This window comes from Streptomyces sp. NPDC002265, from assembly GCF_040296125.1.
GTDB lineage: Bacteria > Actinomycetota > Actinomycetes > Streptomycetales > Streptomycetaceae > Streptomyces.
In genome coordinates this window covers 1-12,323 of the sequence record NZ_JBEOWS010000301.1, presented here as the reverse complement: position 1 = coordinate 12,323, position 12,323 = coordinate 1, and the positions used below count along the sequence as shown (strand labels likewise).

General features: G+C 71.4%; 11 protein-coding genes. All 11 read left to right on the top strand.

All coding sequences use genetic code 11. The features are described 5' to 3' along the window. The first annotated feature begins 216 nt into the window (after positions 1-216). On the top strand, positions 217-966 hold the full coding sequence (locus ABT085_RS35850; protein ID WP_351617753.1) for an MBL fold metallo-hydrolase: 750 nt from the start codon (positions 217-219) through the stop codon (positions 964-966). A 166-nt stretch (positions 967-1,132) separates the two neighbouring features. Beyond that, the gene (locus tag ABT085_RS35845) at positions 1,133-1,837 is read left to right on the top strand and encodes a GntR family transcriptional regulator (RefSeq protein WP_351617750.1); all 705 of its coding nucleotides are present in this window, start codon (positions 1,133-1,135) and stop codon (positions 1,835-1,837) included. Then, complete coding sequence (locus ABT085_RS35840; RefSeq protein WP_351617748.1) at positions 1,834-2,745, top strand: dihydrodipicolinate synthase family protein; 912 nt, start codon at positions 1,834-1,836, stop codon at positions 2,743-2,745. The genes ABT085_RS35845 and ABT085_RS35840 overlap by 4 nt, the downstream gene beginning before the upstream one ends. A gap of 20 nt (positions 2,746-2,765) precedes the next feature. Beyond that, positions 2,766-4,487, top strand: a complete 1,722-nt coding sequence (araD, locus tag ABT085_RS35835; RefSeq protein ID WP_351617746.1) for an L-arabinonate dehydratase — start codon at positions 2,766-2,768, stop codon at positions 4,485-4,487. A gap of 98 nt (positions 4,488-4,585) precedes the next feature. Beyond that, complete coding sequence (locus ABT085_RS35830) at positions 4,586-5,521, top strand: carbohydrate ABC transporter permease (protein WP_351617744.1); 936 nt, start codon at positions 4,586-4,588, stop codon at positions 5,519-5,521. Continuing rightward, positions 5,518-6,420 carry a carbohydrate ABC transporter permease gene (locus tag ABT085_RS35825; RefSeq protein WP_351617741.1) on the top strand — a complete coding sequence of 301 codons (903 nt, stop codon included), beginning with the start codon at positions 5,518-5,520 and terminating at the stop codon, positions 6,418-6,420. The genes ABT085_RS35830 and ABT085_RS35825 overlap by 4 nt, the downstream gene beginning before the upstream one ends. Then, a complete protein-coding gene (locus ABT085_RS35820; RefSeq protein WP_351617738.1) occupies positions 6,417-7,643 on the top strand; it encodes a Gfo/Idh/MocA family protein in 1,227 nt (408 codons plus the stop codon). The genes ABT085_RS35825 and ABT085_RS35820 overlap by 4 nt, the downstream gene beginning before the upstream one ends. After that, positions 7,640-8,494, top strand: coding sequence for a DUF6807 domain-containing protein (locus ABT085_RS35815; RefSeq protein ID WP_351617736.1), 855 nt, complete (start codon positions 7,640-7,642; stop codon positions 8,492-8,494). The genes ABT085_RS35820 and ABT085_RS35815 overlap by 4 nt, the downstream gene beginning before the upstream one ends. Before the next feature lie 182 nt (positions 8,495-8,676). Then, the gene (locus tag ABT085_RS35810; RefSeq protein WP_351617733.1) at positions 8,677-10,014 is read left to right on the top strand and encodes an ABC transporter substrate-binding protein; all 1,338 of its coding nucleotides are present in this window, start codon (positions 8,677-8,679) and stop codon (positions 10,012-10,014) included. A gap of 112 nt (positions 10,015-10,126) precedes the next feature. Beyond that, a complete protein-coding gene (locus ABT085_RS35805; RefSeq protein WP_351617730.1) occupies positions 10,127-10,933 on the top strand; it encodes a rhamnogalacturonan acetylesterase in 807 nt (268 codons plus the stop codon). Between the two features lie 53 nt (positions 10,934-10,986). Then, positions 10,987-12,279, top strand: coding sequence for a pectate lyase family protein (locus ABT085_RS35800; RefSeq protein ID WP_351617764.1), 1,293 nt, complete (start codon positions 10,987-10,989; stop codon positions 12,277-12,279). Positions 12,280-12,323 lie beyond the last annotated feature (44 nt).

Genomic DNA, 12,323 nt, shown 5'->3' with positions numbered 1-12,323 from the left:
GTGGCCGTGACCGGCCCCGAAGACCGCCAGCCGTGACCGGCCCCGAAACCGGTGGCCGTGACCGGCCCCGAAGACCGCCAGCCGTGACCGGCCCCGAAACCGGTGGCCGTGACCGGCCCCGAAGACCGCCAGCCGTGACCGGCCCCAAAAGCCGACAGCCGTGACAGACCGCGAAAAAGGGAGCGTCCGGGCGCCCGGAAACGTACTCTCCCGTGCATGCCCCTGAGCCTCACCGTCCTCGGCACCGCCTCCCCGCACCCGCAGCCCTGCCACCCCTGCTCCGGCCATCTGCTGCGCGGCGGCGGCGCCGAGGTCTGGGTCGACGCCGGCCCGGGCACCTTCGCAGAGTTGCAGCGGCACACCGATCCGGCGCGGCTCACGGCGATCTGGATCTCCCATCTGCACGCGGATCACAGCGCGGATCTGCTGTCCGCCGTCTACGCGTTCGCCTTCGGCGGGCTCACCCCGCCCGCCCCGATCCCCGTGTACGCCCCGCGGGACTGCGCCCGGCGGCTCGCCGGCTTCTTCGGACAGCCGGACACCCGTTTCCTGAGCGGCATCCTCGACTTCAGGCCCCTGCACGACGGTCATGTCGCACAGCACTGGAACCTGCGCCTCACCACGCGCGCGGTGGTCCACGACGCCGAGGCGTACGGGTTGCGCGCCGAGTGCCAGGGCAGTGTCCTCGCGTACTCCGGGGACAGCGGCCCCTGTGACGCGCTGACCGTACTCGCCCGCCGCGCGGACCTCTTCCTCTGCGAGGCCGACATCGACCGTCATCGCGAAGGCGAACGTCAGGTGCACCTCACGCCGGAGGACGCGGCCCGGTGCGCGAGGGGCGCGCGGGAGCTCCTGATCACCCATGTGGGACCCACGCTCACCCGGGAGGCGGCCGTGGCGCGCGCCGCCGCGGTCTTCGGCGGCCGGACCTCCGCCGCCCGCGAGGGCGAGACAAGAACCTTCTGAGACGCCCACGGTGAGTTCCGGCAACCTCAACTTCCTTTGCCGGAAGCATTGACGAAACACAGGGCCCCTCCTACCTTCAACGCGTCGTACTTCGTATGTCATATATGAGACGCGATACATGAGATCCCATACGCGGGATCCGACACGTGAGATCCGAGAGGCGCGCATGACCGCTGTGCCCACGCCGATTCCCTCCCGCACGCAGTTCGTGCTGGAGGGCATCAAACACCGCATCCTCACCGGACAGCTGACGCCAGGTCAGGCCCTGGTCGAGACCGAACTCGCCGCGCAGTTCGGGGTGTCCAAGACCCCGGTGCGCGAGGCGCTCAAGACCCTGGCCGGCACCGGCCTCGTCGTGATGAACCAGTACAAGGGCGTCACGGTGCGCATGGTGGACGCGGACATGGCGCGCGAGGTCTACGACGTCCGGCTGCTCCTGGAGCCCGAGGCGCTGCGGCGCGCGGTGCGGCGCGGCGCCTCCCTGGACGCCGCGCGCGACGCGCTGACCCGGGCCGACGGCGCCACGGACACCGCCGAACGCTCCCTGGCCAACCGGGAGTTCCACCGCGCGCTCTACCTGCCGTGCGGCAACCCGCTGCTCGGCCGGATGCTCGACGAGGTCCGCGACCAGGCCGCCCTGGTCTCCGCCGTCGCCTGGGCCGCCTCGCCCTCCTGGGAGCAGGAGGCCGGCGAGCACCGGGAGATCCTGCGGCTCGCGCTGGCGGGGGACGCGCAGGGCGCGGCGAGCGCCCTGCACGCCCACATCGCCTCCTTCGTGCGGCGCGCGTTCCCGCAGGCAGAGGTGGAGGCGGCGACGGAACCGGACGCATGGACAGCGGCAGCGGCAACGGCAGAGGAAGGGCAGGAATGAGCGGCGTGGCGTTCGAGAGCCAGCGGACGGCGCTGGCCGACGTGGTGGCGATCCCGGTGACCCCGTTCGCCGAGGACGGCTCCGTCGACCAGGCCGCCCACCGGGCCCTGCTGCGCCGGCTGGTCGACGGCGGGATCACCACCCTCACCCCCAACGGCAACACCGGCGAGTTCTACGCCCTCACCCCCGAAGAGCGGCGACTGGTAACGGAGCTGACGGTCAGTGAGGCGGGGGACCGGGCGACGGTCCTCGTGGGGGTCGGGCACGACATCCCCACCGCCGTCGCCTCCGCCCGGCACGCCCGGGAACTCGGCGCGCAGATGGTGATGGTGCACCAGCCCGTCCACCCCTACGTCGCCCAGCGCGGCTGGGTCGACTACCACCGTGCCGTCGCCGAGGCCGTGCCCGAGCTGGGCGTGGTCCCGTACATCCGCAACGCGCAGCTGACCGGGGCCCGGCTGGCCGAGCTCGCCGACGCCTGCCCGAACGTCATCGGCGTCAAGTACGCCGTCCCGGACGCCGCCCGCTTCGCCGCCTTCGCCCGTGACGCCGGGCTGGAACGGTTCGTCTGGGTCGCCGGTCTCGCCGAGCCCTACGCCCCCTCGTACTTCTCGGCCGGGGCCACCGGCTTCACCTCCGGGCTGGTGAACGTCGCCCCCTCGGTCTCGCTGAACATGATCGAGGCGCTCCGCTCCGGTGACTACCCGGCCGCGATGAAGGTCTGGGAGCAGATCCGCCGCTTCGAGGAACTGCGTGCGGCGGGCGGCTCCGCCGACAACGTCACCGTCGTCAAGGAGGCCCTCGCCTCGCTCGGCCTGTGCCGCCGCGAGGTCCGCCCGCCCAGCAGAGTGCTGCCGGAGCCGGCCCGGGCCGAGGTCGCCGCCATCGCGGCCGGGTGGTCCCTGTGAGGCCCGGGGGCGAGCGCCCGGTGAAGCGCCCGGAGGAGCTCAGGAGCCACCAGTGGTACGGCACCGACGGACTGCGCTCCTTCAGCCATCGCGCCCGCACCCGCCAGCTCGGCTACCTCCCCGAGGAGCACCTGGGCAAGCCGGTCGTCGCGATCCTCAACACCTGGTCCGACATCAACCCCTGCCATGTGCATCTGCGGGAGCGCGCCCAGGCGGTGAAGCGGGGGGTGTGGCAGGCGGGCGGCTTCCCGCTGGAGTTCCCGGTCGCCACACTGAGCGAGACCTTCCAGAAGCCGACCCCGATGCTCTACCGCAATCTGCTCGCGATGGAGACCGAGGAGCTGCTGCGGTCGTACCCGGTGGACGGCGCCGTGCTGATGGGCGGCTGCGACAAGACCACGCCCGCCCTGCTGATGGGGGCGGCCTCGGTCGACCTGCCGACCGTCTTCGTGCCCGCCGGGCCCATGCTGCCGGGCCACTGGCGCAACGAGGTGCTCGGCTCCGGCACCGACATGTGGAAGTACTGGGACGACAAGCGGGCCGGTCTCATCGGCGACTGCGAGATGCTCGAACTGGAGAACGGTCTCGCGCGCTCGCCGGGGCACTGCATGACGATGGGGACGGCGTCCACGCTGACGGCGGCGGCCGAGGCGCTCGGCGTGACGGTCCCGGGCGCGTCGAGCATTCCCGCCGTCGACTCGGGACACGACCGGATGGCCGCGGCGTCCGGCATGCGGATCGTCGAACAGATCCACGCCGGCCGGAACCTCTCCGCCGTCCTGACCCGTGACGCCTTCGAGGACGCGGTCACCACCGTCCTCGGACTCGGCGGCTCCACCAACGCCGTCATCCATCTGATCGCCATGGCGGGCCGGGCCGGAGTCACCCTCACCCTCGACGACTTCGACCGCATCGCCCGCACGGTCCCCGTCCTCGCCGACGTCCGCCCCGGCGGCCGGAAGTACCTGATGGAGGACTTCCACTTCGCCGGGGGCCTGCCGGGTTTCCTCTCCCGCATCCCCGACCTGCTGCACCTGGACCGGCCCACCGTCTCGTACGACACCCTGCGCGAGCAGCTCGCCGGAGCCCGGGTGCACAACGACGACGTCATCCGGCCGCGGGACAACCCGGTGGCGGGCGAGGGCGGGGTCGCGGTGCTGCGCGGCAACCTCTGCCCGGACGGCGCCGTCATCAAGCACATCGCCGCCGAGCCCCACCTGCTGCGGCACACCGGGCCCGCGGTCGTCTTCGACGACTACCGGACGATGCAGCGCACCATCAACGACCCGGAGCTCGGCATCACCGCCGACAGCGTCCTGGTGCTGCGCAACGCCGGCCCCAAGGGCGGCCCCGGCATGCCGGAGTACGGGATGCTGCCGATCCCCGACCACCTGCTGAAACAGGGGGTACGGGACATGGTGCGGATCTCCGACGCCCGGATGAGCGGGACGAGCTACGGCGCCTGCGTCCTGCACGTGGCACCGGAGTCGTACGTCGGCGGCCCGCTCGCCCTGGTCCGCACCGGCGACCCGATCACCCTCGACGTCGAGGCGCGCACGCTCCACCTCCATGTGGACGACGAGGAGCTGAAGCGGCGCAGGGCGGACTGGACCCCGCCGCCCGTGCGCCACGAGCGCGGCTACGGCGCGCTCTACAACGAGCAGATCACCCAGGCCGACACCGGCTGCGACTTCGAGTTCCTGGCCCGGCCGGGCAAGGTGCCCGACCCGTACGCGGGCTGAGGGCGGCCCGTCAGGCCTCCGTACGACCGTCGAGCAAGCGCTTCCTGTCACCCGCAGTGCTCCGCATCTGACCCACCGCAAGCGAACGGAGAACAGTCATGGCCCAAGCCGCAGCCGTGGCGGAACCGCCCGCGCCACCCCGGCGGCGCCGTGCCTCCGCCACGCCCCGCAGGCTCCCGTACCTGCTGATCGCCCCGGCGGCGCTGCTGATGCTGGGCTTCATCGCCTACCCGGTCGTCAGCGTCTTCTACTACAGCCTCCAGAACTACAACCCCACCAAGCCCTGGCGGAACGGCTACGCGGGCCTCGACAACTTCGTCCACGCCTTCACCGACGACCCGCAGTTCTGGGACACGCTGACCTTCAGCGCCAAGTGGGTCGTCGTCGAGGTCGGACTGCAACTGCTGTGCGGCCTCGCGCTGGCGCTGATCGTCAACCAGACCTTCGTCGGCCGGGGCCTGGGCCGCGCACTGGTCTTCTCCCCGTGGGCCGTCTCCGGCGTGCTGACCTCGGCGATCTGGGTGCTGCTCTACAACTCCCAGACGGGCATCACCCGTTACCTCGCCGACCTGGGCATCGGGGAGTACGGCACCAGCTGGCTGTCGGACACCTCCACCGTCTTCCCGGCGGCGGTCGTCGCCGACCTGTGGCGCGGTGTCCCTTTCTTCGCGATCCTCATCCTCGCCGACCTCCAGTCCGTCTCGAAGGACCTGTACGAGGCCGCCGAGGTCGACGGAGCGAGCCGGCTCAAGCAGTTCTGGCACATCACGCTGCCGCACCTGAAGGACGCGATCGTGCTGTCCACGCTGCTGCGCGCGGTCTGGGAGTTCAACAACGTCGACCTGCTCTACACCCTCACCGGCGGCGGCCCGGCCGGCGAGACCACGACGCTCCCGCTCTACATCGCCAACACCAGCGTCGACGCCCACAACTTCGGCTACGCGTCCGCGCTGACCACGGTCGCGTTCGTGATCCTGCTCTTCTGCTCGGTCGTCTATCTGCGGCTGAGCAAGTTCGGAGGCGAGGACAAGTGATCACCGAGGAGGCCACCGCGGCCGCTCCCGCGCCCGCCCCCGAGCGGCCGGCACCCCGGGCCCCGCGCCCCGCGCAGCGCCGCCGGGCCTGGGACGAGGCCCCGCGCTGGCAGATATACCTCCCGCTCTCGGTCTATCTGCTCTTCACCCTGATCCCGTTCTACTGGATCCTGCTCTTCGCGCTGCGCCCGGCCGGATCGACCTCGCTGGTGCCCTGGCCGATGACCTTCGACCACTTCGAGAAGGTCTGGACGGAGCGCAGCTTCGGCACCTACTTCCAGAACAGCGTGCTCATCGGCGTGGCGACCCTGGTCCTGACCACCGTCGTCGCGCTGGCCGGCGGCTACGCGCTCGCCCGCTTCGACTTCAGGATCAAGCGGATCTTCATGCTGGCCCTGCTGTGCTCGCAGTTCGTCCCGGGCGCGCTGCTGCTGGTCCCGCTGTTCCAGGTGTTCGCCGAACTCCGGATGATCAACTCGCTGGGCAGTGTGATCCTCGCGGAGACGGTCTTCCAGCTGCCGCTGTCGATGATCCTGATCAGCGGCTTCATCCGCAACGTGCCCTACTCCCTGGAGGAGGCCGCCTGGGTCGACGGCTGCACCCGGCTCACCTCCTTCCGGATCGTCGTACTGCCGCTGCTGCGGCCCGGGTTGATCGCGGTCGGCTCCTTCGCCTTCGTGCACGCCTGGAACCACTTCCTGTTCGCCCTGATGTTCCTGTCCGACCAGAGCAAGCAGACCATCCCGGTCGGCCTCAACACCCTGATGAGCGCGGACAGCGTCGACCTGGGCGCCCTGGCGGCCGGCGGCATCATCGCGGCCGTGCCCGTGGTCGTCGTGTTCGCCTTCATCCAGAAGTGGCTGATCACCGGCTTCAGCGCGGGGGCGGTGAAGGGATGAGCGGTCGTCACGTCACCGCGGGCGCACCGGTGCCCGTCGTCCTCGCCGGTGCGCGCGGCCACGGCCGCTGGCACCTCGGCAACATCCGGAGGCTCCAGGCCAGGGGAGTCGTCCGGCTGGCCGGGATCTGCGAGCTGACCCCGCTGACCGAGGACGAGATACCCGACGGCCTGGGCAGGCCCGAGCAGTCCGGCGACCTCGGCGCGCTGCTCGACTCCACCGGCGCCCGGATCGCCGTGATCTGCACGCCCATCCCGACCCACACCGACCTCGCGCTGACGGCCGCCGAACGGGGGGTGCACCTGCTCCTGGAGAAGCCGCCCGCCCCGTCCGAGGCCGAGTTCCGCCGGATGGCCGACGGGGTCGCCAAGGCCGGCGTCGGCTGCCAGATCGGCTTCCAGTCGCTGGGCTCGCACGCCCTGCCCGCGATCCGTGAACTGCTCGCGCAGGGGGCCGTCGGAGCGGTCGCCGGGATCGGCGGCGCCGGTGCCTGGTCGCGTCCCGAGGCCTACTACCGGCGGGCCCCCTGGGCGGGCCGGCGGCGGCTGCACGGCGCCGACGTGGTCGACGGCGTCCTCACCAATCCGCTGGCGCACGCCGTGGCCACCGCGCTGGCCCTGGGCGGCGCCGACCGCACCGAGGACGTCACCGGCATCGAGACCGAACTGCTGCGGGCCAACGACATCGAGTCCGACGACACCTCGTGCGTGCGCGTCACCACCGCGCAGGGGCGCCCGGTCACCGTCGCCGCGACCCTGTGCGCCACGGAGCCGGACGAACCGTACGTCGTCGTGCACGGCAGCCGCGGCCGGATCACCTTCTGGTACAAGCAGGACCGGGTGCTGCTGCAACGGGCCGGCCACGGCCCGCAGGAGTACGAGTACGGCCGTACGGACCTGCTGGAGAACCTGGTCGGACACCTCACCGAGGGGACCGCGCTGCTCGTGCCGCCGGCCGCGACGGGCGCGTTCATGAAGGTCGTCGAGGCGATCCGGCTGGCCCCCGATCCGGCCCCGCTGCCCGGCACCGCCTGGCACCGGCTCCCCGGCGAGGGCCGCCGGGTGATCCCCGGCGTCGAGGGGCTGGTCGCGGCGGCCGCCGACACCCTCGCCCTCTACTCCGAACTGGACGTTCCCTGGGGGCGCCCCTCGAAGGACCCGCACGCCCCCGAGACACCGCACGCCCCCGACGCATCGCACACGGATGAGGTGAGCACGCGATGACGGCGAAGACGGCGAACGACGCACCGGTCCTGCGCGTCGCCGGCCGTCCGGTCGGCCGCTATGTGACCCGGCCCGAGCTGCCCGCCCGGCTCTCCCCGCGCCCGTATCTGCACCCCGTCACCACCCTGGCCGGCACGGCGGTCACCGAGCTGGGCCCCGCCGACCATCTCCATCACCTCGGCGTCGGTGTCGCCGTTCCCGACGTCGAGGGGCACAACTTCTGGGGCGGGCGCACCTATGTCCGCGACCGGGGCCCGACCGAGCTCGACAACCACGGCGCCCAGCGCCACCTTGCCTTCCGGCTGCACGACCCCGACGGGTTCGTGCAGGAGCTGCGCTGGGTGGCCGCCGGAACCGAGCTGCTGCGCGAGCGCCGTGCCGTCGCGGCCGCGCCGCTCGCCGGCTCCGCCTGGGCGCTGGATTTCACCTTCTCCCTCACCAACGTCACCCCGGGGCCGCTCTCGATGGGCAGCCCCGCCACCAACGGCCGCCCCGGCGCGGCCTACGGCGGCTACTTCTGGCGGGCCCGCAGGGAGCCCCGGGCGCCCGACGTCTTCACCGCCGACGCCGAGGGCGAGGACGCCGTCCACGGCACCCGCGCCGACTGGCTCGCGCTCGCCGGCTCCACCTGGACGCTGGTCTTCGCCGGCGCCACCGATGCGACCCGCCGGGACCCCTGGTTCGTCCGGGCCGCCGAGTACCCGGGCGTCGGCTCGTCGCTGGCGGCCGAGCGGCGGCTGACGGTCGGCTCCGGCGAAACCGTCGTACGCCGGATCGTCACCGTGGTCGCCGACGGCCGACTGGACCGGGAGACGGCCGGCGCGCTCGCCCGCAAGGCGGTCGGCCGGTGACGCGGGAGGAACACGGCCACGATCGCACGGTCCGGACCGGTCCGCGGTAACCCCGTCCGGCCGTCCGCACACACGCCGGTGGGGAGCCGCCCCGACGCGCCCGTCGAGCAAGCGCTTGCCCCACCTGTCGAACCCCACAACCTCATATCTCCGTTGGGATCCGGAAGAAGAGAGCCGACCACATGAAGAGCAGCATCCGCAGAAGCAGACGTGCCGGCCTGGCCGTCGCCCTGGGCTCCGTGCTCGCGCTGACCGTCACCGCCTGCGGCGACGACGGCAGCGGCGCCGCGGGCGACAAGGGCAACGAGGGCTCCGGCAAGGGTGAGATCACTTTCTGGGACAACAACGGCGGTGTCCGTACCGACATCTGGAAGGAGATCATCGCCGACTTCGAGAAGAAGTACCCGGACATCAAGGTCAACTACGTCGGGATTCCCGCCGCGAGCGCCCAGTCCAAGTACGACACCGCCATCCAGGGCGGCGGCCTGCCCGACGTCGGCGGCGTGGGCACCGCGGTGCTCGCCGAGGTCGCCGTCCAGGGGGCGCTGGAACCGCTGGACGGCCGCCTGGAGAAGAGCCCGCTGAACGGCAGGCTCAGCCAGAACCTGCTCGACGTCAGCAAGTCGGCCGGGGGCGGGGACGCGCTGTACCAGATCCCGACCTCCGCCAACAACGGCACGCTGTGGTACCGCACGGACCTGTTCACGGCGGCCGGGCTCGACGCCCCGACCACGTGGTCGAAGTTCTACGCGGCCGCGGACAAGCTGACCGACAAGGGCAGGAACAAGTTCGGGTTCACCATCCGCGGCGGCGAGGGATCCATCGCACCGGCCCTGGACGCGGTGTACGGCCAGACCGGCATCACCTCGTTCTGGAACGGCGACAAGACCACCGTCAACGACCCGAAGAACGTGGCGGCCCTGGAGAAGTACGTCGCGCTCTACAAGAAGGACACCCCGTCCGCCGACGTCAACAACGACTTCACCAAGATGGTCGCCCAGTGGGATAGCGGCACGATCGGCATGCTGAGCCACAACCTGGGCTCGTACCAGGACCATCTGAAGGCCCTGGGCGCGGACAAGTTCAAGGGCATCCCGAACCCGACGGCGGACGACGGAACCCGGGTGCAGATCTCCAACCCGGTCGACGGGCTGAGCCTGTTCAAGTCCAGCAAGAACAAGGCGGCCGCCTGGAAGTTCATCGAGTTCGCGGTCTCGGCGGCGGAGAACTCCAAGTACAACAAGGCGGCAGGGCAGGTGCCCGCCAACACCGACGCCGCGAAGGACGCATGGGTCCAGAACGCCGAGCCGACGAAGCTGGCGGCCGAGGCGCTGAACGGAACCAGCACGAAGATCGTGCAGATGCCGTACTACCTGCCCGACTGGAACACCATCTCGAAGGCGGACAACGAGCCGAACTTCCAGAAGGTGCTGCTCGGGAAGATGACCGCGAAGCAGTTCCTGGACACGCTCGCCGAGCAGCTCGACGCGGCGCAGGCCGACTGGAAGAAGAACCACTGAGCGCTCGGGTGCTCCTCGGCCGTGGGAGGACCGCCCGGCCGGTCACGGCCGGCCGCGCGGTTCCTCGCGCCCCCGGACCGGTCTTCCCACCCCCCGTTCGAAAGGCACCGCAGTGTCTCTTACGCGCAGACAGGTCACCGCGGCGGCCGTCGCCGCCGTCCCGCTCGCCCTCGCGGCGAACGGCACCGCCCGCGCCGCGGGCCGCTCCCGCACCCTCTACATCGCGGGCGATTCCACCGCCGCCCAGAAGTACGCCGACGCCGCGCCCGAGACCGGCTGGGGCATGGCACTGCCCTTCTTCCTGCGCCGGGACCGGCCCGTCGCCAACCACGCGGTGAACGGCCGCAGTTCGAAGAGCTTCGTGGACGAGGGGCGGCTCGATGTCATCCTGGCCGCGCTGCGGCCCGGCGACATCCTGCTGGTCCAGTTCGCGCACAACGACGAGAAGACTACCGACCCCGCCCGCTACACCGAGCCGTGGACGACGTACCAGGACCATCTGCGGCTGTACGTCGACGGTGCCCGCGCCCGGGGTGCCCGGCCCGTGCTGGCCACGCCGGTGGAGCGGCGCAGGTTCGACGCGGACGGCAGCGCCGTGCCGACCCACGGCGACTACCCGGCGGCGATGCGGGCGCTCGCCGACGAGGAGTGCGTGGCGCTGCTCGACATCGAGGCCCTGTCGCTGGCGCTCTGGCAGGAGCTCGGCGCCGAGGCGACGAAGACGTACTTCAACTGGACCGACACCGAGCAGGACAACACGCACTTCAACCCGCCGGGCGCGATCGCGGTGGCCCGGCTCGTCGCGCGTGAACTGCTGCGCACGCGGGTGCTCGCGCCGCGTGACGTGGTCCGGCTGCACGACGACATCCCCACGTCCTGGATCACCTGGCCCGAGGCGACCGACGCCCCGGCCGTGTAACCGAGGAGACCCGTACAGTGCGTACACAGATATGTCATGCACGCGTCACAAGAATGCTGGCGCTCGCCGGCTGCACGGCCCTGGTGCTGTCCGTCACCGGGACCGCCGCCGCGCGGGAGAACCACGGCAACCGCCACGACACCGCCCGCCAGGTGCTCCCCGCGAACGACGGCTGGGGCTCCTACGGCACCGGCACCACCGGCGGTGCCGCCGCCGATGCCGCGCACATCCACACCGTCACCACCTGGGCCGGATTCAAGGCGGCCCTCGCCGAGGGCGGCAGCGCCCCGAAGATCATCAAGGTGAAGGGGACGATCGACGCCGTCGCCGAGGGCTGTGACGCCTTCGCCGTGCCCGGCTACGACTTCGACGCCTACCTCGCGAAGTACGCGCCCGAGACCTGGGGTCTGGACACCGATCTGAGCGCCGAACCCGACGACAGCCCAGAGGGCCTGCGCCGGGCCTCCGCCGCCGCGCAGGACACCGCCATCAAGGTGAACATCCCGGCCAACACCACCATCATCGGCATCGGGAAGAACGCCGGCTTCAAGGGCGCCAGCCTCCAGATCAAGGGCGTCGACAACGTCATCGTGCGCAACCTCGCCTTCGAGAGCCCCCTCGACTGCTTCCCGCAGTGGGACCCCACCGACGGCACCACCGGCAACTGGAACTCCGAGTACGACACCGCCGTCGTCTACGGCTCCACCCATGTCTGGCTGGACCACAACACCTTCACCGACGGCAGCCACCCCGACAGCGCGGCCCCGGCCTACTTCGGGATGCTCTACCAGCAGCACGACGGCGAGCTGGACATCGTCCGGGGCGCCGACTACGTCACCGCCTCCTGGAACCGCTTCACCGAGCACGACAAGACCATCCTGATCGGCAACAGCGACAGCGAGTCCACCGCGGTCGGCGACCGCGGGCATCTGAAGGTCACCTTCCACCACAACCTGTTCTCGGGACTGGTGGAGCGCGCGCCCCGGGTCCGCTTCGGACAGGTCGACTCGTACAACAACCACTTCGTGGCGGACGCGGGCTACAACTACAGCTTCGGGATCGGCAAGGAGTCCCGACTCGTCGCCGAGCACAACGCGTTCACCCTGCCGGACGGGATCAGCGCGGCGAAGGTCCTGAAGAGATGGACCGTGTCGCCGCTCACCGCCGACGACAACTACGTCAACGGCACGCTCACCGACCTGATCGCCGTCCACAACGCGGAGATCCCGGCGGAGGCCCTGGAGTCCGGCGCCGGCTGGACGCCCACGCTGCGCACCGGTATCGACCCGGCGAAGGCCGTCCCCCGGATCGTCGACTGCGGCGCGGGCGCCGGCCGCCTGCGCTGACGTCCCCGCCCGAGGTGCGGGCCGGGGCGCCCCACCCCCCGACC